At 63.7% G+C, this 22460-nt stretch carries 16 protein-coding genes and 1 pseudogene; 5 read left to right on the forward strand and 12 right to left on the reverse strand.

Going from position 1 to position 22460, the window contains the following annotated elements:
- Positions 1 to 80: 80 nt before the first annotated feature.
- The 5 genes from F6X62_RS05075 to trxA form a co-directional block, all read right to left on the reverse strand.
- Positions 81 to 731, reverse strand: a complete 651-nt coding sequence (locus tag F6X62_RS05075; protein ID WP_054894090.1) for a gamma-glutamylcyclotransferase — start codon at positions 729 to 731, stop codon at positions 81 to 83.
- A gap of 333 nt (positions 732 to 1064) precedes the next feature.
- The gene (locus tag F6X62_RS05080; RefSeq protein WP_054894091.1) at positions 1065 to 2033 is read right to left on the reverse strand and encodes a CDP-6-deoxy-delta-3,4-glucoseen reductase; all 969 of its coding nucleotides are present in this window, start codon (positions 2031 to 2033) and stop codon (positions 1065 to 1067) included.
- On the reverse strand, positions 2033 to 3499 hold the full coding sequence (ubiD, locus tag F6X62_RS05085; protein ID WP_153772880.1) for a 4-hydroxy-3-polyprenylbenzoate decarboxylase: 1467 nt from the start codon (positions 3497 to 3499) through the stop codon (positions 2033 to 2035). Before ubiD ends, F6X62_RS05080 begins: the two co-directional genes overlap by 1 nt.
- A gap of 235 nt (positions 3500 to 3734) precedes the next feature.
- Entirely contained in the window at positions 3735 to 4994 is a 1260-nt protein-coding gene (gene rho / locus F6X62_RS05090) for a transcription termination factor Rho (RefSeq protein ID WP_039581904.1), read from the reverse strand.
- 254 nt (positions 4995 to 5248) lie between these two features.
- Positions 5249 to 5578 carry a thioredoxin TrxA gene (trxA, locus tag F6X62_RS05095; protein ID WP_060477188.1) on the reverse strand — a complete coding sequence of 110 codons (330 nt, stop codon included), beginning with the start codon at positions 5576 to 5578 and terminating at the stop codon, positions 5249 to 5251.
- A 277-nt stretch (positions 5579 to 5855) separates the two neighbouring features.
- On the opposite strand from trxA, the gene ppx reads away from it, so the two are divergent.
- Complete coding sequence (ppx, locus tag F6X62_RS05100; protein ID WP_153772902.1) at positions 5856 to 7358, forward strand: exopolyphosphatase; 1503 nt, start codon at positions 5856 to 5858, stop codon at positions 7356 to 7358.
- A gap of 53 nt (positions 7359 to 7411) precedes the next feature.
- On the opposite strand, the gene ppk1 is transcribed toward ppx, so the two are convergent.
- Both ppk1 and hemB read right to left on the reverse strand, forming a co-directional pair.
- Complete coding sequence (gene ppk1, locus F6X62_RS05105; RefSeq protein ID WP_153772881.1) at positions 7412 to 9649, reverse strand: polyphosphate kinase 1; 2238 nt, start codon at positions 9647 to 9649, stop codon at positions 7412 to 7414.
- 20 nt (positions 9650 to 9669) lie between these two features.
- On the reverse strand, positions 9670 to 10680 hold the full coding sequence (gene hemB, locus F6X62_RS05110; protein WP_153772882.1) for a porphobilinogen synthase: 1011 nt from the start codon (positions 10678 to 10680) through the stop codon (positions 9670 to 9672).
- Positions 10681 to 10888: 208 nt separating this feature from the next.
- On the opposite strand from hemB, the gene F6X62_RS05115 reads away from it, so the two are divergent.
- Positions 10889 to 11533 carry a DedA family protein gene (locus F6X62_RS05115; protein WP_172964798.1) on the forward strand — a complete coding sequence of 215 codons (645 nt, stop codon included), beginning with the start codon at positions 10889 to 10891 and terminating at the stop codon, positions 11531 to 11533.
- A 549-nt stretch (positions 11534 to 12082) separates the two neighbouring features.
- Here F6X62_RS05115 and F6X62_RS25350 read toward each other — a convergent pair.
- Positions 12083 to 12661: pseudogene (locus F6X62_RS25350) on the reverse strand (sterol desaturase family protein); the annotation flags it as partial.
- 112 nt (positions 12662 to 12773) lie between these two features.
- Here F6X62_RS25350 and elbB point away from each other — a divergent pair.
- Positions 12774 to 13439, forward strand: a complete 666-nt coding sequence (gene elbB / locus F6X62_RS05125; RefSeq protein ID WP_153772884.1) for an isoprenoid biosynthesis glyoxalase ElbB — start codon at positions 12774 to 12776, stop codon at positions 13437 to 13439.
- 59 nt (positions 13440 to 13498) lie between these two features.
- Here the strand turns inward: elbB and F6X62_RS05130 are convergent, their stop codons facing one another.
- From F6X62_RS05130 to F6X62_RS05140, 3 genes are all read right to left on the reverse strand, one after another.
- Positions 13499 to 13948 carry a YaiI/YqxD family protein gene (locus tag F6X62_RS05130; RefSeq protein WP_054894100.1) on the reverse strand — a complete coding sequence of 150 codons (450 nt, stop codon included), beginning with the start codon at positions 13946 to 13948 and terminating at the stop codon, positions 13499 to 13501.
- Between the two features lie 47 nt (positions 13949 to 13995).
- Complete coding sequence (locus F6X62_RS05135; RefSeq protein ID WP_153772885.1) at positions 13996 to 15906, reverse strand: cytochrome c/FTR1 family iron permease; 1911 nt, start codon at positions 15904 to 15906, stop codon at positions 13996 to 13998.
- A 118-nt stretch (positions 15907 to 16024) separates the two neighbouring features.
- Entirely contained in the window at positions 16025 to 16951 is a 927-nt protein-coding gene (locus F6X62_RS05140) for a LysR substrate-binding domain-containing protein (RefSeq protein ID WP_054894102.1), read from the reverse strand.
- A gap of 160 nt (positions 16952 to 17111) precedes the next feature.
- On the opposite strand from F6X62_RS05140, the gene F6X62_RS05145 reads away from it, so the two are divergent.
- Positions 17112 to 18494 (forward strand): NorM family multidrug efflux MATE transporter, encoded by a 1383-nt coding sequence (locus F6X62_RS05145; protein ID WP_153772886.1) that lies wholly within the window; start codon positions 17112 to 17114, stop codon positions 18492 to 18494.
- 34 nt (positions 18495 to 18528) lie between these two features.
- Here the strand turns inward: F6X62_RS05145 and F6X62_RS05150 are convergent, their stop codons facing one another.
- On the reverse strand, positions 18529 to 20193 hold the full coding sequence (locus tag F6X62_RS05150) for a bifunctional diguanylate cyclase/phosphodiesterase (protein WP_054894104.1): 1665 nt from the start codon (positions 20191 to 20193) through the stop codon (positions 18529 to 18531).
- A gap of 255 nt (positions 20194 to 20448) precedes the next feature.
- On the opposite strand from F6X62_RS05150, the gene rep reads away from it, so the two are divergent.
- Complete coding sequence (gene rep, locus F6X62_RS05155) at positions 20449 to 22458, forward strand: DNA helicase Rep (protein WP_054894105.1); 2010 nt, start codon at positions 20449 to 20451, stop codon at positions 22456 to 22458.
- Positions 22459 to 22460 lie beyond the last annotated feature (2 nt).

Here is a 22460-nt window from a genome sequence, read left to right on the forward strand (position 1 = left end):
GACTTCTTCGCGGGCAAGCCCGCTCCTACAAACTGTACCGGCTCTGTAGGAGCGGGCTTGCCGCGAAGAGGCCGGCGCAATCAAACCTCGCGCAGGTTGTGGCAGCGCTGAAACCGCGCTTCCAGCTCCCGGTCAGGCATCTGGTGGCTGCGCAGGGCATTCAGCGTCTGCTCCACGTACTCGCGCGTGGTGCCGTAACGCCCCTTGGCGCTGGCCAGAATCTGGCTGAACAGGGTGTCCGGCAGGTTGCCGGCATAGCACGGCAAGTGACGCTCCAGCACGAAGCCCAAGGCCTGCACCTTGCTGCCGTCATCGAGTCGGCAGGTCAGCCAATGCGGACGATAGGCCGGATAAGGCATCTCCCGCTGCCACAGGGCCATCAGCGAGTCGTCCAGGCAGCTCTCGTCCAGGCGATAGGCAAAGCCGCTGCACGAACCACCACGATCCAGGCCGAACACCAGCCCTGGGCATTCTGGTGTACCGCGGTGCTCATGGGACCACAGGTAAAGCCCACGATGATAACCGTGCACCCGCGCACGCTGACGCTCTACCGAGTTGCACTCCGGACGCCAGATCAACGAACCGTAGGCGAACAACCACACAGGCCCACCGTCATGACGGGACATGGTCGTTGTCATGGAGTGCTGCAATTGCTCAGGGGTCAGTTGTTGACCGAAGTCGAGCGACGGAGGGTAAGAAACCTGCCACGAAGAACTTTCAAGTGCCGACATAGGCTGCCGCCATTATTTCCTGTGTAACTACCGGAGTGCTGTATTGCGATCGACGCATTCGCCTGCGAGCCCGCACCCAATGCTGCGGGGCCTGTACCGCAAGAGGTTGATGACGATGTGCCTACCGTAAGACATATGACGGCGAAACCTCAACCCCTTTTGGCAAAGTTTCACGCGCGATACCGACGACTGGAAAGTGTTGTTATAAGCATAGTAAAAGTTATTAACCCGGCGGGTAATAATTCACTGCTTATAATCGACGACGATAACTTTGGTTATTAATCACGGCGCGCCATTGCAGCGCGCCGCAGGCTCTCATGAATACCTGGTTACTCAGCCGCGTGGAGCGTAGGCAAACACGTCGGCGCGCATGCGGTGCGCATCCATGCCCGCCTCGACCAGCGCATCGAGCGTGCCATAGACCATGTTCGGTGAACCGCTGGCATAGACATGCACACTGTTCAGGTCGGCGATATCCTCGCACACTGCCTCGTGCAAAAGGCCGCAACGCCCCTCCCAGCCACACAGGTCGCTGACCACCTTGTGCAGGAACAGGTTGGGCAGACGCTCCCATTCGGCCCAGTGCTCGAGGGTGTAGAACTCCTCGGGCCGGCGTACACCCCAATACAGGTGCACCGGATGCTTGAAGCCGTTGGCGCGGCAATGCTCGACCAGGCTGTGCATCTGGCCCATGCCGGTCCCGGCAGCGATCAGCACCAGCGGTCCGTCCGGCAGCTCGGCCAGGTGTGCGTCACCGAATGGCAGTTCGATGCGGGCCATGCCGTTGCGTTGCAACTGCTCGATCAGCTTTACCGCGCTGCTTTCACGGGCCAGCACATGCAGTTCGAGATCGCGACCAGCATGCGGGGCAGATGCCAGCGAGAAGGCTGCCTTGTCGGCCCCCTCCCGCTCGATCATCAGGTATTGCCCAGCGTGGTAGCGCGGCGGCTTGCCGGCGGGCGCGCGCAGACGCACGCGCCAGACATCCCCGCCTACCTCGACGCACTCGCTGACGGTGCAGGCCAGCTTGCGCACGGGCAACTCGCCCAAGGCCAGCACGCCATCCCACAGCAGCACGCAATCTTCCAGCGGTTCGGCGATGCAGGTGAACAGTTCACCGTGATCGCGGACCTCACCGTCCTGCCGCACCCGCCCTTCCACCAGCAACGCCGCACACACATGGCAATTGCCGTTGCGACAGCTGCTCGGGCACTCGTAGCCCAGGCGCCGCGCTGCATCCAGAATCCTCTCGCCCGGCTCGATGGACAGCACCGCGCCGGACGGCTGCAAGGTCACCTGCATCAATCTATTCCCAACTGGTCCCACAGCTCATCGATACGGCGGGTGACGGCATCGTCCTTGACGATGACCCGGCCCCATTCGCGTGTAGTCTCGCCCGGCCACTTGTGCGTGGCGTCCAGGCCCATCTTCGACCCCAGGCCCGATACCGGCGACGCGAAGTCGAGGTAGTCGATCGGCGTGTTGTCGATCATCACCGTATCACGCTTGGGATCCATGCGCGTGGTGATGGCCCAGATCACGTCGTTCCAGTCGCGGGCGTTGACGTCGTCGTCGGTGACGATAACGAACTTGGTGTACATGAACTGTCGCAGGAACGACCACACACCCAGCATCACGCGCTTGGCGTGCCCCGGATATTGCTTTTTCATGGTCACTACCGCCATGCGGTAGGAACAGCCTTCCGGCGGCAGGTAGAAATCAACGATCTCGGGGAACTGCTTCTGCAGGATCGGCACGAACACTTCGTTCAGCGCAACGCCCAGGATTGCCGGCTCATCGGGCGGCCGGCCGGTGTAGGTGCTGTGGTAGATCGGCTGTTGTCGATGGGTGATGCGTTCGATGGTGAACACCGGAAAGCTGTCCACCTCGTTGTAGTAGCCGGTGTGGTCGCCGTAAGGGCCTTCCGGGGCCATTTCACCCGGATGGATCACGCCTTCGAGGATGATTTCGGCGGTGGCCGGCACCTGCAGGTCGCTGCCGCGGCACTTGACCAGCTCGGTGCGGTTGCCGCGCAGCAGCCCTGCAAAAGCGTACTCGGAGAGGGTGTCGGGCACCGGCGTCACGGCGCCCAGGATGGTGGCCGGGTCTGCGCCCAGCGCGACGGCCACCGGGAACGGCTGGCCTGGGTGCTTCTCGCACCATTCGCGGTAATCCAGCGCGCCGCCACGATGGCTCAGCCAGCGCATGATGACCTTGTTGCGACCGATGACCTGCTGGCGGTAGATGCCGAGGTTCTGGCGATCCTTGTTCGGCCCGCGAGTCACCGTCAGGCCCCAGGTGATCAGTGGCGCTACGTCACCCGGCCAGCAGTGCTGGATCGGCAACTGGGACAGGTCGACATCCTCACCCTCGACCACCACCTCCTGGCACACCGCGTCCTTGACCACCTTGGGCGCCATGGACACGACTTTCTTGAAGATCGGTAGCTTCGACCAGGCATCCTTCAGGCCCTTCGGCGGCTCGGGCTCCTTGAGGAAGGCCAGCAGCTTGCCGATTTCACGCAGCTCGCCGACCGACTCGGCGCCCATGCCCATGGCCACACGCTCGGGGGTACCGAACAGGTTGCCCAGCACCGGGATGTCGAAGCCGGTGGGCTTCTCGAACAGCAGCGCCGGGCCCTTGGCCCGCAGGGTGCGGTCGCAGACTTCGGTCATTTCCAGGACGGGCGAGATCGGAACCTGGATGCGCTTGAGTTCGCCGCGCTGCTCCAGGCCACGGATAAAGTCGCGCAAATCGCGATACTGCATGCGTGAGCCTCGTGTTGGCTGTATCGGTCGGGGTGCAGAGTGTAGCGCCGATCGGGCTTTGATAGCCAAATGGCAGAGTGCAATGCGCTCGTTCGTAGGGCGCATCAATGACTTGGGGCCGTTCGCGCCCCTTCGCGGGCAAGCCCGCTCCTACAGGATCTGTGCGATATCTGTGGGAGCGGGCTTGCCCGCGAAGGGACGCGAAGCGGCCCCAATCATTTCCAGCGTGAAACGCTTACTTGCGCTTCATCGACAGGAAGAACTCATCGTTGGTCTTGGTCTGCTTGAGCTTGTCGATGAGGAACTCGATGGCCGCCACTTCATCCATCGGATGCAGCAGCTTGCGCAGGATCCACATGCGCTGCAGCTCGTCGTCGGCGGTCAGCAGCTCTTCGCGGCGGGTACCGGACTTGTTGATGTTGATGGCCGGGAATACGCGCTTTTCAGCGATGCGGCGGTCCAGCGGCAGCTCCATGTTGCCGGTACCCTTGAACTCTTCGTAGATGACCTCGTCCATCTTCGAGCCGGTCTCGACCAGCGCGGTGGCGATGATGGTCAGCGAGCCGCCTTCCTCGATGTTACGGGCAGCGCCGAAGAAACGCTTGGGCTTTTCCAGGGCGTGGGCGTCGACACCACCGGTCAGGACCTTGCCGGAGCTCGGGATCACGGTGTTGTAGGCACGCGCCAGACGGGTGATGGAGTCGAGCAGGATGACCACGTCCTTCTTGTGCTCGACCAGGCGCTTGGCCTTCTCGATCACCATTTCGGCAACCTGCACGTGGCGGGTCGGTGGCTCGTCGAAGGTCGAGGCGACCACTTCGCCGCGCACGGTGCGCTGCATCTCGGTCACTTCTTCCGGGCGCTCGTCGATCAGCAGGACGATCAGGTGGCACTCGGGGTTGTTGCGAGTGATGTTGGCCGCGATGTTCTGCAGCATGATGGTCTTGCCCGCTTTCGGCGGAGCGACGATCAGGCCGCGCTGGCCCTTGCCGATAGGTGCGCACAGGTCGATGACACGACCGGTGAGGTCTTCGGTGGAACCGTTACCGGCTTCCATCTTCAGGCGATGGTTCGGGAACAGCGGCGTCAGGTTCTCGAACAGGATCTTGTTCTTCGCGTTTTCCGGACGGTCGAAGTTGATGGTGTCGACCTTCAGCAGGGCGAAGTAACGCTCCCCTTCCTTCGGCGGGCGGATCTTGCCGACGATGGTGTCGCCGGTGCGCAAGTTGAAGCGGCGGATCTGGCTGGGCGAGACGTAGATATCGTCAGGGCCGGCCAGATACGAGGCATCTGCCGAACGCAGGAAACCGAATCCATCCTGGAGAATCTCCAGCACGCCGTCACCCGAGATCTCTTCGCCGCTCTTCGCGTGTTTTTTCAACAGGGCGAAAATCACGTCCTGCTTGCGCGAACGGGCCATGTTTTCGATGCCCATCTGTTCGGCCATTTCCAGCAGATCGGTAATCGGCTTTTGCTTGAGTTCTGTCAGGTTCATAAGGGGAGTGACGTAATCATGTAAGAAGGGGGGAGAATTAAGCTTCTGGCTTAATGAGGCCGCGCCGCTAGATTGGCGACAGGATCGCGTACTGATTCGAATTGGGAGTGCGTCGGCGACGGCGTGCGAAGGGCACTGGAGAAGCAGTGCGAGGCCGAATGTAACACTTGCTTTTTTCGGCGTCTAGTGGTTTTGACAGGGGAAATCGCGCCTCGGGGGCAAAAAAAGCCCCGCATTTGCGGGGCTCTTTCACATCACAGGTGGGCGTCGAGGAACGCAGCCAGCTGGGACTTGGACAGCGCGCCGACCTTGGTCGCCTCGACGTTGCCGTTCTTGAACAGCATCAGCGTCGGGATACCGCGCACGCCGTGCTTGGCCGGGGTTTCCTGGTTGTCGTCGATGTTCAGCTTGGCGACGGTCAGCTTGCCTTCGTAGGTGCCGGCGATGTCGTCCAGGACCGGAGCGATCATCTTGCATGGACCGCACCATTCAGCCCAGTAGTCGACCAGCACCGGGCCTTGAGCCTGCAGCACTTCGGCTTCGAAGGTGGCGTCGGTGACGTGTTTGATCAGATCGCTGCTCATGGAGTTCTCCAGGTCGTAAGCATAAAAAACGTTGCCCATCATAGCCGCACCCACGCCCTACAGGAAGCCACGGCCGATTGAGTGTAACTATAGTTGTGCAAGACGCCACGAATCGAAACTGTCATACAAGCGTCATAGGATTTGTCCGAGGCCTTTGTTGATCAGTCATCCAGGCCACCCGCACATTGCCCTGCATCAATCCTCGCCATGTCGCGCGTTGGCGTATGCCCGCGATCATGGCAGGATTGCCGGGTTATCGACCGAGAACATCCAGATCATGCCGCAAACCACCGCGAAGAACCTGTCTCTGATCGCCGCCATCGACCTTGGCTCCAACAGTTTCCACATGGTCGTGGCCAAGGCCCACCATACCGAGATCCGCATTCTCGAACGGCAGGGGGAGAAGGTTCAGCTGGCTGCGGGCATCAGCGAAGATCGCCAGCTCAGCGAAGAAGCCATGCAGCGGGGCCTCGAATGCCTCAAGCGTTTCGCCCAGCTGATCAATGGCATGCCGGCCGGCGCTGTGCGCATCGTCGGCACCAACGCCCTGCGTGAAGCACGCAACCGCAATGACTTCATCCTGCGTGCCGAAGCCATTCTCGGCCATCCGGTCGAGGTCATTTCAGGTCGTGAAGAGGCGCGCCTCATCTACCTGGGCGTGTCGCACACCCTCGCCGACACCCCCGGCAAACGCCTGGTCGCCGACATCGGCGGCGGCAGTACCGAGTTCATCATCGGTCAACGTTTCGAGCCACTGCTGCGCGAAAGCCTGCAGATGGGCTGCGTAAGCTTCACCCAGCGCTATTTCCGCGACGGCAAGATCACGCCGGCACGCTACGCCCAGGCCTATACTGCAGCGCGCCTTGAGCTGATGAGCATCGAGAATGCTCTGCACCGCCTGACCTGGGACGAGGCCATCGGCTCGTCGGGCACCATCCGCGCCATCGGCGCCGCGATCAAGGCCAACGGCCATGGCAACGGCGAGGTCAATGCCGAAGGCCTGGCCTTGATCAAGCGCAAGCTGTTCAAGCTGGGCGAAGTCGACAAGATCGACTTCGACGGCGTCAAACCAGACCGGCGCACCATTTTCCCTGCGGGATTGGCGATTCTCGAGGCGATCTTCGACGCCCTCGAACTGCAGCGCATGGACCACTGTGACGGCGCCCTGCGTGAGGGCGTACTGTTCGACCTGCTCGGCCGCCATCATCACGAGGACGTGCGTGAGCGCACACTGAATTCGTTGATGGAGCGCTATCACGTCGACCAGGGCCAGGCCGCGCGCGTGGAGCGCAAGGCGTTGCACGCCTTCGACCAGGTGGCCAAGGCGTGGGATCTGGAAAACGGCAACTGGCGCGATCTGCTGGGCTGGGCGGCGAAGGTGCATGAAGTCGGGCTGGACATCGCCCACTATCACTACCACAAGCACGGCGCCTACTTGATCGAACACTCCGACTTGTCGGGCTTCTCCCGCGAGGACCAGCAGATGCTGGCCCTGCTGGTACGCGGCCATCGCCGCAACATCCCCAAGGACAAGTTCGCCGAGTTCGGCGACGAAGGCGTCAAGCTGATCCGCCTGTGCGTGCTGCTGCGCTTCGCCATCCTCTTCCACCACATCCGCGGCACCCAGCAAATGCCCAAGGTTGAGCTCAAGGCTGCCGACGACAGTCTGGAAGTGGTGTTCCCTGAGGGCTGGCTGGAGCAGCATCCGCTTACCCAGGCCGACTTCGCCAACGAGGCGGAGTGGCTGGCGCGGGTCGGGTTCGTGCTGAGCGTGCGTTGAGCCCCGACGCTGACCCTATGTAGGCGCGGCCTTGTGCCGCGCCTACAGCGTGTCTAGCGTACGTTCAGCACCGGGTTGCTCAGGCGCTCCAGCAGGGTCGCCTGGGCGCTGCGCGGGTTCTGGTTGCCGGTCGGGGTACTGCGCACATAACGACCATCAGGCTGCAAGGTCCAGGCCTGGGTGTTGTCGGTCAGGTAGCCCTCAAGCTCCTTCTTCACCCGCAGCAGCAACTTCTTGCCCTCCACCGGGAAGCAGGTCTCGACGCGTTTGTCGAGGTTGCGCTCCATCCAGTCGGCGCTGGACAGGTAGATCTGCTCCTCACCGCCGTTGAGGAAGTAGAACACCCGCGTGTGCTCAAGGAAGCGGCCGATGATCGAGCGCACATTGATGTTGTGCGAAACCCCCGGGATGCCCGGACGCAGGCAGCACATGCCACGCACCACCAGGTCGATGCGCACGCCCGACTGGCTCGCCTTGTACAGAGCCTTGATGACCTTGGCATCGGTCAGCGAGTTGAACTTGGCGATGATGTGCGCCGGCTTGCCATCGAGCGCGAACTGCGTCTCGCGGGCGATCATGTCGAGCATGCCCTTCTTGAGGGTGAAGGGCGCATGCAGCAGCTTCTTCATGCGCAGGGTCTTGCCCATGCCGATCAACTGGCTGAACAGTTTGCCGACGTCCTCGGTGAGCGCGTCATCGGAGGTCAGCAGGCTGTAGTCGGTGTACAGGCGGGCGTTGCCGGCGTGGTAGTTGCCAGTACCCAGGTGCGCGTAGCGGACGATCTCGCCCTGCTCGCGGCGCAGGATCAGCATCATCTTGGCGTGGGTCTTGAAGCCGACCACGCCATAGATCACCACCGCACCGGCCGCCTGCAGGCGGCTGGCCATCTGCAGGTTGGACTCTTCGTCGAAACGCGCGCGCAGCTCGATCACCGCAGTGACCTCCTTGCCGTTACGCGCGGCATCGACCAACGCGTCGACGATCTCCGAGTTGGCCCCGGAGCGGTACAGGGTCTGGCGCACGGCGAGCACGTGCGGGTCCTTGGCGGCCTGGCGCAGCAGGTCGACCACCGGAGTGAAGGATTCGAACGGGTGCATCAGCAACACATCCTGCTTGCTGATGACGCTGAAAATGTTGTCGGCGTTCTGAAGGATCTTAGGGATCGCCGGGGTGAACGGCGTGTACTGCAGCTCCGGGTGGCTGTCCAGGCTAGTGATGCTGAACAGACGAGTCAGGTTGACCGGGCCATTGACCTGGTAAAGCTCGCTCTCGCTCAGGCTGAACTGCTTGAGCAGGTAGTCGGAGAGGTGCTTAGGACAGGTGTCGGCAACCTCCAGGCGCACGGCGTCGCCGTAGCGGCGCGAGAACAGCTCGCCACGCAGGGCGCGGGCAAGGTCGTCGACCTCTTCGGAGTCCAGTGCCAGGTCGGCGTTTCGGGTCAGGCGGAACTGGTAGCAGCCCTTGACCTTCATGCCCTGGAACAGGTCGTCGGCATGGGCGTGGATCATCGACGACAGGAAGACATAGTTGTCGCCGGGGCCGCCAACCTCTTCCGGCACACGGATCACCCGTGGCAGCAGGCGCGGCGCCGGGATGATCGCCAGGCCCGAGTCGCGACCGAAGGCATCGACGCCCTCGAGCTCGACGATGAAGTTCAGGCTCTTGTTCACCAGCAGCGGGAACGGGTGGGTCGGGTCGAGGCCGATCGGGGTGATGATCGGGGCGATCTCGTCGCGGAAGTAGCGACGCACCCAGGTCTTGAGCTTGGGCGTCCAGTAGCGGCGGCGGATGAAGCGAATCGCATGCTTCTCCAGCTCCGGTAGCAACACGTCGTTGAGGATCGCGTACTGGCGGTCCACCTCCAGGTGCACCAGCTCGCTGATCCGCGCCAGCGCCTGATGCGGCTGCAGGCCGTCGGCGCCGGCCTGTTCCCGGGCGAAATTGATCTGCTTCTTCAGCCCCGCGACGCGGATCTCGAAGAACTCATCGAGGTTGCTGGAGAAGATCAGCAGGAACTTCAGACGCTCAAGCAGCGGGTAGGACTCATCCAGCGCCTGCTCCAGCACGCGGATGTTGAACTGCAGCTGCGAGAGCTCACGATGAATGTACAGGCTGCTGTCGTCCAGGCCCGGCACCGGAATCGCCGGGGCCGGCGCCGGGGCGGCGGCCTCGACGACAGGCGCAGGCTCCGGCTCAGGTGCCGCCGGCAGGTCCGGTGGGGTCTGGACCAGTTCCTCCGGGAGGGCCTTGGCTTCCTTGATCTCGACAGCAGTGAGCACTTCGTTATTCATCTGACGTTCCTGTGAGGGCGTTACTGCCCTCTCAACAATTGAGCGGCACGCACGGCGAAATAGGTGAGGATGCCATCGGCGCCGGCCCGTTTGAAAGCGGTGAGGGATTCGAGAATCACGGCTTCGCTCAGCCAGCCGTTCTGGATGGCCGCCATGTGCATGGCATATTCGCCGCTGACCTGATACACGAAGGTCGGCACGCGGAATTCGGTTTTGACGCGGTGAACGATGTCCAGGTACGGCATGCCCGGCTTGACCATGACCATGTCAGCGCCCTCGGCGAGGTCGGTGGCCACTTCATGCAGGGCCTCGTCACTGTTGGCCGGGTCCATCTGATAGGAGGCCTTGTTGGCCTTGCCCAGGTTCAGCGCCGAGCCGACCGCATCGCGGAACGGGCCGTAGTAGGCGCTGGCGTACTTGGCGGAGTAAGCCATGATGCGCACGTTCACGTAGCCGGCCAGCTCCAGGGCCTCGCGGATGGCCTGCAGACGACCGTCCATCATGTCGGACGGCGCCACCACCTGGGCACCGGCTTCGGCATGCGACAGCGCCTGACGCACCAGGGCGTCGACGGTGATGTCGTTCTGCACGTAGCCCTCTTCGTCGAGGATGCCGTCCTGGCCGTGAGTGGTGAAGGGATCGAGTGCGACGTCGGTGATCACTCCCAGTTCCGGGAAGCGCGTACGCAGGGCGCGGGTCGCACGCTGGGCGATGCCATCCGGGTTCCAGGCTTCGGCACCGTCGAGGGATTTCTTCTCCACCGGGGTCACCGGGAACAGCGCCAGCGCCGGAATCCCCAGCTCGACCCAACCCTGTGCGGCTTCGAGCAGCAGGTCGATCGACAGGCGCTCGACGCCCGGCATCGACGGCACTTCCTCGCGACGATTTTCGCCGTCCAGCACGAATACCGGCAGGATCAGGTCATCGACGGTCAGGGTGTTCTCGCGAACCAGACGACGGGAGAATTCGTCCCGGCGGTTGCGACGCAGGCGGGTAGCAGGAAACAGGCGGTTGGCGGGGGTAAAGCTCACGGCAGACTCCTGAGCCCGCGCAGGCGGGCTAGCGCGACAGTTATAAGCGCCCATTATGACGCCTAGGTTACAGGGAAGGGCAACCCTGCGACTTGTGGCCGCAGGCATTGTCCTTGTAGGAATTGTTCACGTCGAGACACATTTGGACACTTTCCCCCAGGCGCGCGAAGGGGTAGGCTGCGCGTTCATTTCGCCAGCACCTCAGAAAATGCTTCAACAATTCCTGCAGGATTTCGGCTATTTCGCCCTCTTTCTAGGCACCTTCTTCGAAGGCGAGACCATCCTGGTACTTGCAGGATTTCTCGCGTTCCGTGGATACATGGACATCAGCCTGGTCGTGGTGGTGGCGTTCTTCGGCAGCTATGCCGGTGACCAACTCTGGTATTTCATGGGCCGTCGCCACGGGCGCAAGATCCTCGCGCGCAAACCGCGCTGGCAGGCCATGGGCGACCGCGCGCTGGAACATATCCGCCGCCACCCCGACATCTGGGTACTGAGCTTCCGTTTCGTCTATGGCCTGCGCACCGTGATGCCGGTGGCCATCGGCCTGTCGGGCTATCCCCCGCGGCGCTACCTGCTGCTCAACGGTATTGGCGCGGCGATCTGGGCCCTTGCCCTGGGCGCGGCGGCCTATCACTTCGGCGCCATCCTCGAAGGCCTGCTGGGCAACGTGAAGAAATACGAGCTATGGGTGCTCGGCGGCCTGCTGGTGCTGGGCGGGCTGCTCTGGCTGCGCCGACGTTTCCGCAACTTGCGTGCGGAGCGCAAGGCGGCGGCAGAAAGCCAGGCCGCACAGGCTGAACAGGCTGTAGAGCCCGAGCAGGAGCCAGGCCAAGGGCGTGACCGCCCCTAGGCCCAACACCCCACCCAGATAAAGCGCCGGCCCGTTGGACGCCAGCCGCAGCAGTTCAAGGCGCGCGGCCCAAGGCCGGTTCTCCAGCGCCACCCCAAGCACGAACAAGCCAAACGCCATCAGTGTCCAGCCCAGCACCAGCGCCGCTGGCGGCACGCGCTCGGCTACCTCCATCAGGTAACTCCCCAACCCTGCGTACACGGCGAACTGCAGCGCCACATACAACTGCTGGGCTCGCCCCAGCGGTATCTCGAACTTGCGAAACTGCGCCAGATCAACCTTGGCCTGTGGATAAACCGCCTCCACATCCGCCGGTCGCCATCCGGTGGGCATGAACCAGATCCGCAGCTTGTCCCACAGACAGCGAGTGCGCCGCGCATCGCGCCAGAGCTGGGCATAGAACTGCAGGTTGGCCCACAGCGGATTCCAGCTCGCCAGCGGCGTGGTCACGCCGAACACCACGGGCTCGCGCGGGTCCTCCTCCTGGAAAGTGCCGAACAGGCGGTCCCAGAGAATGAACACGCCGCCGTAGTTGCGATCCAAGTACAAAGGATTCTGCGCATGGTGGACGCGATGGTTGGACGGCGTGATCAGTACCCATTCGAGCCAGCCCAGCTTGGGCACGTGCCGGGTATGCACCCAGAACTGGTACAGCAGGTTCAGCGATGCCACGGTGACGAATACCAGCGGCGGCACGCCGACCAGGGCCAGCGGCAGATAGAAGATCCACGAGAAGAGAAAGCCGCTGCTGGTCTGGCGCAGGGCGGTGGTGAGGTTGTACTCCTCGCTCTGGTGATGCACCGAATGCGCCGCCCACAACACGTTGCGCTCATGGCCGAGGCGGTGCAGCCAGTAGTAGCAGAAGTCGTAGAGCACGAACGCCAGCAACCAGACCCAGAGCGCACCGTCCGGCAGGCGCAGCAGGGCCAGGTGCTCCCAGGCCAGCGCGTAGCTTACAAGCCCGACGCCCTTGGTCAGCAGCCCCGTGCTGGTCGACAGCGCCCCAGTGCTCAGGCTGTTGATCGAATCGGCCAGGCGATAGTTGCGCTGCCCGCGCAGCCGGTCGGTGACCAGCTCCACAGCAATCAGCACGAAGAAGAACGGCACGGCCAGCAGAATCAGGTCCATGGTGACGATCCCAAGCGTTATCCACAGAGATTAGGCCGCGTCGGGCACAACCCTTATGGCCACATCTGCCAAACTAGAGGACATTTAGCGCCTCGACACTGGAGTAATGAGCATGACGAAAAAGGTAGCGGTGATTCTTTCCGGCTGTGGCGTGTATGACGGCGCCGAAATCCACGAAAGCGTGATCACCCTGCTGCGCCTCGACCAGCGCGGCGCCCAGGTGCAGTGTTTCGCGCCGAACATCGCGCAGATGCACGTGATCAACCACCTGACCGGCGAAGAAATGCCCGAGTCGCGCAATGTGCTGGTGGAGTCGGCGCGCATCGCCCGCGGTGAAGTGAAGGATATTCGCGAAGCCAAGGCCGAGGACTTCGACGCGCTGATCGTGCCTGGCGGTTTCGGCGCGGCCAAGAACCTGTCGAATTTCGCCGTCGAAGGCACCAGCTGCAGCGTGAACCCCGATGTACTGGCACTGGCCGAGGCCTTCGCCGCGGCGTGCAAGCCGGTCGGCCTGATCTGCATCTCGCCGGCGTTGGCCGCGAAGATCTACGGCCCAGGCGTGGTCTGCACCATCGGCAACGATGCCGACACCAGCGCAGCCGTGGTGAAGATGGGCGGCACCCATGAAGAATGCGATGTGCATGACATCGTCGAAGACACCCAGCGCAAGCTGGTGACCACCCCGGCCTACATGCTGGCCAAGTCGATCAGCGAAGCGGCGGGGGGGATCTACAAACTGGTGGACCGGGTGCTGGAGCTGACTCACGAGAAGGACTGAAGCGCATCAGGGCAGGCCTTTTCGCGGGCAAGTCGGAGCGCCGAACCGCCGCGAAAAGGTCAACGCGTCAACCGCGTGAGGATCCGATCCAGCGAATTGGCAAACGCTTGCTTCTCCCGCTCGCCATAGGGCGCCTGCCCGCCGCCGACCTGCCCCTGTTCACGCAACTCGGTGAACAGGTTGCGCACCGCCAGCCGATCCCCCATGTTGCGCTCGTCGAACTCGCGACCACGTGGATCCAACGCCGCCACACCCTTCTTGATCAGACGATCGGCCAGCGGTACGTCGCTGCAAATCACCAGCTCGCCGGGCTCTGCATGCTCCACCAGGTAGTCGTCGGCGGCATCCATGCCGCTGGGCACCACGATCAGCCGCACGATCGCGAAGGCCGGTTTGGCCACGGCCTGGCCGGCCACCATCACCACTTCCAGCTTGCGCTTGAGGGCGAATTTGACGATCAGGTCCTTGGCCGCCTTGGGGCAGGCGTCGGCGTCGATCCATATGCGCATGACGATGTTTCCGTAATTCGAAAAGAAATAGTGTGCCAGCCCCGGCCTCAGTTCGCTGCAGCCCTGCGTTTTTCGGCAATGCGCGAGCGTCCGTAAAGCACCACGATAGCCAGCAATGCCACCGCCTGCGCACTCAACGAATAAGCGTCGGCATGAATCCCCAGCCAATCGAACTCGAAGAACGGCACCGGTCGCGTGCCCAGTACCCCAGCCTCCTGCAGCGCCTTGACGCCGTGCCCGGCGAACACCACCGACAGCGCGCACAACAACGCAGCGTTGATGCTGAAGAACAGCGACAGTGGCAGCTTCGCCGATCCACGCAGAATCACCCAGGCCAACCCCACCAGCAACACCAGCGCGGTAGCGCCACCGGCCAGCACCGCCTGGTGCCCGGCAGGCCCGGCCTGCAACCACAGGGTTTCGTAGAACAGGATCACCTCGAACAGCTCGCGGTACACCGAGAAAAACGCCAGCATGGCAAAGCCGAAGCGCCCGCCACCACTGAGCAGGCTGCTCTTGATGTAGTCCTGCCAGGCTGCGGCGTGGCGCCGGTCATGCATCCAGACCCCCAGCCACAGCACCATGACCGCAGCGAACAGCGCCGTGCAGCCCTCGAGCAACTCGCGCTGGGCGCCGCCGACATCGATCACGTAGGCCGCCAGGGCCCAGGTAGCGAAACCTGCCACCAATGCCAGGCCCCAGCCGATGTTGACGCTGCGTACCGCCGACTGCTGCCCGGTATTGCGCAGGAAGGCGAGGATCGCGGCCAGCACCAGGATCGCCTCCAGGCCCTCGCGCAGCAGGATCAGCAGCCCGGAGATGTAGCTCAACGACCAACTCAGACCATCGCTGCCCAGCAGTTTCGCCGCCTGCTCCAGCTTGACCTTGGCCTCGGCCAGGCGCTGCGCAGCCTGCTCGGCGGGCAGGCCATCCTGCAGCGACTGCCGGTAGGCCATCAACGACTTCTCGGTATCCTTGCGCACCTGCGCGTCGATGTTGTCGAGCGAGCTCTCCACCAGCTCGAAACCTTCGAGATATGCGGCCACCGACAGGTCGTAGGCCTGGTCGTGATCGCCCTCGCGGTAGGCCGCCAGGCTCTTGTCCAGGGTGCTGGAGGTGTATTCGAGCAACTGTGCCGGGCCACGCTTGACCTGCGGTGGCTGGGCGCGCTGGGCACGGAATGCGGCAACGGCCTCGGCGCCTTCGTTGGCGGCGACTTCGGCCGGGGTCTGGCGGGCCAGGTCGGCGATGTTCCAGGTTTTGTCGCCCTTGGCCGCCTGCGGGTCGGCGGTGAAGCTGGCAATGTAGGCGGCCACGTCCCAGCGCTGGCGTTCGTCGAGCTGGTCGGCGAACGACGGCATCTCGGTGCCCTCGATACCCAGGCCGAGGGTGTTGTACAGGTCGAACAGGCTCAACTGGTCAAGGCGCTGGGCGTCGCGCAGGTTGGCCGGCGCAGGCTCCAGGCCGACACCCGCCGGGCCGTCCCCGGCACCGGTGTCACCGTGGCAGATCGAGCAGTTCTGCGCGTACAACGCAGCACCGCGTGCCGGATCCGGCGTGATCACCGGCGCCTGGCTGACCTCGTAGGCCACCGCCAGCCGCGCGCCCAACTGCCGAGCCTGGTGCGCCACGGCGCTGCCGTCCTGGCGTTGCTCGATGGCCTGGCGCAGCGCCTGCACACCCTGCTCGAGAGCGTCGCGTTCGGGGTTGGCCGGCAAGCCATTGACCAGCTCGGCCAGCACCCCGCTGAACTCCTGCTGTTCGCGGTATTCACCTTCATCCACCACCTTGCCGCCCTCTACGGTCGGCGGGTAGTCGGCACCGATATAGTCCAGCAGGTGCAACGCCTTGGTGGCGTCGGCAGGGGCTTCGGCCTGCGCCAGGGTGCTGCACAGCGCCAGCACCGGGCCGAGCAACAAGGCCGGCAACCACGCGAGCGGACGGGAACGGGGAATCATGGGGCGATCTCGGCGAGAATACGAAAGCGAACATTGTTCACTTCCACTTCGACTTGCTCAAGGTTCGCGGGCGGATTTCATGAAAAATCTTGCAACGAATACGTCCTGATCGGCCCACTCAAGACGCGCCAAGGATCTCCACCTCAGGCAAGTCCATCGCCGCCGCCTCCTCCTGCAAGAAGGCACTCAAACGCCGCAACCGCTCGCCGCCCGGGCGGGTGCGCGGCCATACGAGGTAATAGTCCAGGCCGCTGGCCACCGCCGTCGGCCATGGCAGGCTCAGTCGCCCCTGGGCGACGTCTTCGGCGACCATCAGCAGGTCACCCATCGACACCCCATAACCCCGAGCAGCGGCGATCATGCCCAGCTCCAGGGTATCGAACACCTGCCCGCCCTTGAGCGACACCGTTTCGCTCAGGCCCATGCGCGCGAGCCAACTGCGCCAGTCGCGACGATCGGGCGTCGGGTGCAACAGTTCGACACTGGCCAGCCTGCGCGCATCCCACGGCGCTTCGGCCTGCAGGTCCGGAGCGCCGACCGGGATCAGCAGCTCGGCGAACAGCCGACGCACCTCCCAGTCCACCGGAAAGTTGCCGTCGCTGAGCAGCACGGCGCAATCGAAAGGCTCTTGATTGAAATCCACATGGTCGACGTCCATCCAGGCGCTGGTCAGTTGCACCTCGTTGCCCGGCTGCAGGTGGCGAAAGCGGCTCAGGCGCGCCAGCAGCCAGCGCATGGTCAAGGTCGAGGGGGCTTTCATGCGCAGGATGTCGTCTTCGCCGCGCAAGGTATTGCAGGCCCGCTCCAGTGACGAGAAACCGTCGCGCACACCGGGCAACAGCATCCGCGCCGCCTCGGTGGGCTGCAGATTACGACCGTTGCGCACGAACAGACGACAGCCGAAGTGATCTTCAAGCGTGCGGATGTGGCGGCTGACCGCGCTCTGGGTGATGGACAGCTCTTCACCGGCGCGGGTGAAGGAGCTCAGCCGCGCGGCCGCTTCAAATGCGCGCAGGGCATACAACGGTGGTAGCTGACGAGACATGGGGCACCTGTCATACGGGCGCATGAGGCAATTTGGCAGAAGCATACCTCCATGAGTTCAACTCATGCCAATGATCGCTTTTATCTTTTTGTGCAATGTTGACCGAAGCCTCAGAATCGTGAGCTCTTTCTGTAGGACCCACACCCAAGGACTTCCCCCCATGCATGTCGCGCCCACCACCGAACTCAAGGCTCTGCTGCGCCTGGCCGGCCCCCTGGTCGCCTCGCAATTGGCGCACATGCTGATGGTGCTCACCGACACCCTGATGATGGCGCGCATCAGCCCACAGGCGCTGGCAGGGGGCGGCCTGGGCGCGGCGAGCTACTCGTTCGTGTCGATCTTCTGCCTGGGCGTGATCGCCGCGGTCGGCACCCTGGTGGCCTTCCGCAAGGGCGCAGGTGACATCGCCGGTGCCACGCGCCTGGCGCAGAACGGCCTGTGGTTGGCCTGGGGCCTGGCGCTGGGCGCGGCCCTGGTGTTGTGGAACCTCAAATCTTTGTTGCTGCTGTTCGGCCAGCGTCCCGACAACGTCGACATGGCCATGCAGTTCCTCACCCTGCTACCCCTGGCGCTGCCCGGCTACCTGACCTTCATGGCCCTGCGCGGCTTCACCAGCGCCCTGGGCCATTCGACCCCGGTGATGGTCATCAGCCTGGTGGGCACGGTACTCAACTACCTGTTCAACCACGCACTGATCGAAGGCATGTTCGGCCTGCCCAAGCTGGGCCTCATGGGCATCGGCCTGGTCACTGCCGTGGTGTCGCTGGGCATGGCCATCGCGCTGGCTCTATACATCCACTGGCACCGTGCATACGACGCCTATCCGCTGCGCAAGGGCCTGTCACATCCATCGCTCGATGCACTGCGCGAGTTGTGGCGGCTGGGCCTGCCGATCGGCGGTACCTACATCGTGGAAGTCGGCTTGTTCGCCTTCGCCGCGCTGTGCATGGGTGTACTGGGCGATACCGAGCTGGCCGCCCACCAGATCGCCCTGCCGATCATTTCGGCAGCGTTCATGGTGCCGACCGGGCTGTCCTATGCGGTGACCATGCGAGTCGGGCTGTACTACGGCGCAGGCAACCTGCTGGCCGCGCGCAGCGCCGGGCGCATCGGGATCGGCCTGGGCGCGGTGGTGATGTTCACCTTCGCGGTGCTGTTCTGGCTGTTCCCGGAAACCTTCGTGGGGCTGCTGGTCGACCGCAATGACCCGGCGTTCGCCGCCATCTTCGCCCTCGCCGTGCAGTTGGTGATGGTGGCCGCCTGGTTCGAGCTGTTCGACGGCACGCAGACCATCGCCATGGGCTCGATCCGCGGCCTGAAGGACGCCAAGACCACGTTCGTGATCGGTCTGCTGTGCTACTGGCTGGTGGGCGCGCCATGCGCCTGGGTGTTCGCCTTCACGCTCGGCGGGGGTGCGGTGGGTATCTGGTGGGGCTTGGCGCTGGGGCTGGCGTGTGCGGCGGTGGCGCTGACGCTGGCGTTCGAATGGCGGATGAAGCGGTTGCTGGGCAAGGCGGCCGTGGGGGCGGCGGTTTCGGCCTGAAATCAGTGGCGGCCCTATCGCGGGCCGCTACCGGCTAAACACTCACCAACTGCGGCTTGGCCGCCTGGAACAGGTAGACGATCAGCTCATCGATCGGCAGCGGCCGGCTCACCAGGAACCCTTGCACCTGGTCGCAACCGAAATCACGCAGCAGACCCAGTTGTTCATCGCTCTCCACCCCTTCGGCCACCACTTCCAGGTTGAGGTTGTGCGCCAGGTTGATCATCGCGTGCACCAGCTTGCGGTTTTCTTCGCGTTGTTCCATGCCGGCGACGAAGCTGCGATCGACCTTGAGCAAAGTGATGGGCAGGCTGTTCAAGTGCACGAACGACGAAAAACCAGTGCCAAAGTCATCCAGCGAGAAACGCACACCCAGGCGCCCCAATGCATCCATGGTCTGGCGCACCACTTCGTTGCGGCGCATCACCGCGGTCTCGGTCAGCTCGAACTCCAGCCAACGCGCATCGACGCCGTGTTCGACGATCAGCCGGCTCAGGGTCGCCAACAGCTGGCTGTCCTGGAACTGGCGGAAGCTCAGGTTCACCGCCATGTGCAGCGGCGCCAGGCCGTGCTCGCCCAGGGCCTGCATGTCACGCAGGGCGCGGGAGATCACCCAGTAGCCCAGCGGTACGATCAGCCCGCTCTGCTCGGCCAGCGGCACGAATTCGCTGGGCGGCAGCAGGCCACGCTCGGCATGCCGCCAGCGCACCAGTGCCTCGAGGCCGACGATGGTGCCGTCCTTGAGGTTCAAGCGTGGCTGGTAGTGCAGTTCAAGCTCGTCACGACGCAGGGCCCGACGCAGCTCGCTTTCCAGATCGGCGAGGCTGCGGGCGTTGCTGTTTATCCGCTCGTTGAACACGTGATACGTGCAGCCTTGGCTGCCCTTGGCCTGGCGCATGGCGATGTGCGCATGCCACATCAACGGATCGGCGCCCGCTTGCGCACGGGCATGGGCCAGGCCCAGGCTGCAGCCAAGCAGCAGGCTTTCGCCATCGATCCAGTACGGCTCGGCCAGGGCTTCGACGATACGCTCGGCGGTGCGCTCGGCGCGGCTGGGGTCGCGGCGGGTGTCGATCAGCAGCGCGAACTCATCGCTGCCCAGGCGCGCCAACTGATCACCGGCCTCCAGCTGCTGCTTGAGTCGGTTGACCACCTGCAGGATCAGGCGATCACCGCCCTGGTGCCCCAGGGCGTCGTTGACGTGACGGAAGTTGTCCAGGTCCAGGTGACCGAGGGCCAGGCCGCGGCCTGCGTTCTCCGCCAGGCGTGCGCTGAGCAGTGCCTGGAAGCCCTGGCGATTGGCGATGCCGGTGAGCGGGTCCTGCTCGGCCAGGCGTTGCAAGGTGGCGACCAGCACACCGCGTTCACGCACATGACGCAACGAGCGGCGCAGCGCATCACTGCTCAGTTGCCCACGCACCAGCCAGTCACTCACGCCCACCGGAGGCGTTTCGGGCTCGTGCTCCAGCAGCAGGATGGTCGGCAGGTCGCAGCGTCCGGGTGTCGGCTGCAGGTCGGGCGTGGCCAGTACCACGGCCTGGCGATCGTGAACGAACAGGCTGTCCACCGCCTCCCAGTTCGGCGCAGTCAACAGTACCGCGCTGCCAGCCAGCGGCTGGACACATTCGCGCAGCAACGCAGCCCATTCCGGCTCATCGGCCAACAGCAGCAAGCGCAACGGTTCGACGGGCGTGGACAAGCGGGCTCCTTAGGGCTCGAACAGTGTGACCGAGGATGTGCCGTATCCTAACCGACAAGTGGAAATGATTCTCACTTTTATATGTGGCGTTCCCTGCCCCGCATCTCGACGGATTTTGCCGTGCATCCTGCGCGAAAGTCGCAACGCCCGCAAATCTGAATGGTGCGCTGCATCACACTGTCAGACGGTCGCGCCATAACCGACCCATGCCTGCTAGAATGCGCGGCTATTTTCTGGTTACTCCCGGTTTCTAGCATGTCCCGACTCAATCCCCGGCAACAGGAAGCCCGAGACTACGTCGGCGGCCCTCTATTGGTGCTCGCCGGTGCAGGCTCCGGCAAGACCAGCGTGATCACGCGCAAGATTGCCCACCTCATCCAGAACTGCGGCATCCGTGCCCAGTACATCGTCGCCATGACCTTCACCAACAAGGCCGCGCGCGAGATGAAGGAGCGGGTCGGCACCCTGCTGCGTCCAGGCGAAGGCCGGGGCCTGACGGTGTGCACCTTCCACAACCTGGGCCTGAACATCATCCGCCGGGAACACCAGCGTCTGGGCTACAAGCCGGGCTTCTCGATCTTCGACGAGTCCGACATCAAGGCGCTGCTGTCGGACATCATGCAGAAGGAATATTCCGGCGACGACGGGCTGGACGAGATCAAGAACATGATCGGCTCGTGGAAGAACGATCTGATTCTGCCCGCCGAAGCCCTGGAAAAAGCGCGCAACCCGCGCGAGCAGACCGCTGCCATCGTCTACACCCACTACCAGCGCACGCTCAAGGCCTACAACGCGGTGGACTTCGACGACCTGATCCTGCTGCCGGTCAAGCTGTTCCAGGAGCACACCGACGTGCTGGAACGCTGGCAGAACCGCGTGCGCTACCTGCTGGTCGACGAATACCAGGACACCAACGCCAGCCAGTACCTGCTGGTGAAAATGCTCATCGGCATGCGCAACCAGTTCACCGTGGTTGGCGACGATGACCAGTCGATCTACGCCTGGCGCGGCGCGCGCCCGGAAAACCTGATGCTGCTCAAGGAGGACTATCCCTCCCTGAAAGTGGTGATGCTCGAGCAGAACTACCGCTCCACCAGCCGCATCCTGCGCTGCGCCAACGTACTGATCGCCAACAACCCCCACGACTTCGAGAAGCAGCTGTGGAGCGAGATGGGCGTGGGCGACGAAATCCGCGTGATCCGTTGCAAGAACGAGGAAGCCGAGGCCGAGCGCGTGGCCATGGAGATCCTCACCTTGCACCTGCGCACCAATCGCCCGTACAGCGACTTCGCCATCCTCTACCGCGGCAACTACCAGGCCAAGCTGATCGAGCTGAAGCTGCAGCACCATCAGGTGCCCTATCGCCTGTCGGGCGGCAACAGCTTCTTCGGTCGCCAGGAGGTCAAGGACCTCATGGCCTACCTGCGCCTGCTGGTCAACCCGGACGACGACAACGCCTACCTGCGGGTGATCAACGTGCCGCGCCGCGAGATCGGCTCGACCACGCTCGAAAAGCTCGGCAACTACGCCACCGAGCGCGGCGTGTCGATGTACGCGGCAAGCGAGGAGCTGGGCCTGGGCGAGCACCTCGATGCGCGCTACACCGAGCGCCTGCAGCGCTTCAAGCACTGGCTCGACGGCGTGCGTCACAAGGTTGCCCTGGAAGACCCGATCGCTGCGCTGCACGAGATGGTCAAGGACATCGACTACGAGAACTGGATCCGCCAGAACACCGCCAGCGACAAGGCGGCGGATTTCCGCATCGGCAACGTCTGGTTCCTGATCGATGCGCTGAAGAACACCCTCGAGAAGGACGAAGAGGGTGACATGACCATCGAGGACGCCATCGGCAAGCTGGTGCTGCGCGACATGCTCGAGCGCCAGCAGGAAGAGGAAGAAAACGCCGAGGGTGTGCAGATGATGACCCTTCACGCCTCCAAGGGCCTGGAATTCCCCTACGTATTCATCATGGGCATGGAGGAAGAAATCCTCCCCCACCGCTCGAGCATCGAAGCCGACACCATCGAGGAAGAACGCCGCCTGGCCTACGTGGGCATCACCCGCGCCCGTCAGACCCTGGCCTTCACCTTCGCCGCCAAGCGCAAGCAGTACGGCGAGATCATCGACTGCACGCCCAGCCGGTTCCTGGATGAACTGCCGCCGGACGACCTGGCCTGGGAAGGCCTGGAGGATGCGCCTGTGGAGGTGAAGGCGGCGCGAGGCAATAACGCGCTGGCCGACATCCGGGCCATGCTCAAACGCTGACC

Source organism: Pseudomonas sp. MNR3A, assembly GCF_009650575.1.
In the GTDB taxonomy this organism is placed as follows: Bacteria; Pseudomonadota; Gammaproteobacteria; order Pseudomonadales; family Pseudomonadaceae; genus Aquipseudomonas; species Aquipseudomonas machongensis.

Excerpts from the sequence above, each read along its gene's own strand:
- F6X62_RS05075 (WP_054894090.1), bottom strand. The coding sequence starts at position 731 with ATGTCGGCACTTGAAAGTTCTTCGTGGCAGGTTTCTTACCCTCCGTCG.
- F6X62_RS05080 (WP_054894091.1), bottom strand. The coding sequence starts at position 2,033 with ATGCAGGTGACCTTGCAGCCGTCCGGCGCGGTGCTGTCCATCGAGCCG.
- ubiD (WP_153772880.1), bottom strand. The coding sequence starts at position 3,499 with ATGCAGTATCGCGATTTGCGCGACTTTATCCGTGGCCTGGAGCAGCGC.
- rho (WP_039581904.1), bottom strand. The coding sequence starts at position 4,994 with ATGAACCTGACAGAACTCAAGCAAAAGCCGATTACCGATCTGCTGGAA.
- trxA (WP_060477188.1), bottom strand. The coding sequence starts at position 5,578 with ATGAGCAGCGATCTGATCAAACACGTCACCGACGCCACCTTCGAAGCC.
- ppx (WP_153772902.1), top strand. The coding sequence starts at position 5,856 with ATGCCGCAAACCACCGCGAAGAACCTGTCTCTGATCGCCGCCATCGAC.
- ppk1 (WP_153772881.1), bottom strand. The coding sequence starts at position 9,649 with ATGAATAACGAAGTGCTCACTGCTGTCGAGATCAAGGAAGCCAAGGCC.
- F6X62_RS05115 (WP_172964798.1), top strand. The coding sequence starts at position 10,889 with ATGCTTCAACAATTCCTGCAGGATTTCGGCTATTTCGCCCTCTTTCTA.
- elbB (WP_153772884.1), top strand. The coding sequence starts at position 12,774 with ATGACGAAAAAGGTAGCGGTGATTCTTTCCGGCTGTGGCGTGTATGAC.
- F6X62_RS05130 (WP_054894100.1), bottom strand. The coding sequence starts at position 13,948 with ATGCGCATATGGATCGACGCCGACGCCTGCCCCAAGGCGGCCAAGGAC.
- F6X62_RS05135 (WP_153772885.1), bottom strand. The coding sequence starts at position 15,906 with ATGATTCCCCGTTCCCGTCCGCTCGCGTGGTTGCCGGCCTTGTTGCTC.
- F6X62_RS05140 (WP_054894102.1), bottom strand. The coding sequence starts at position 16,951 with ATGTCTCGTCAGCTACCACCGTTGTATGCCCTGCGCGCATTTGAAGCG.
- F6X62_RS05145 (WP_153772886.1), top strand. The coding sequence starts at position 17,112 with ATGCATGTCGCGCCCACCACCGAACTCAAGGCTCTGCTGCGCCTGGCC.
- rep (WP_054894105.1), top strand. The coding sequence starts at position 20,449 with ATGTCCCGACTCAATCCCCGGCAACAGGAAGCCCGAGACTACGTCGGC.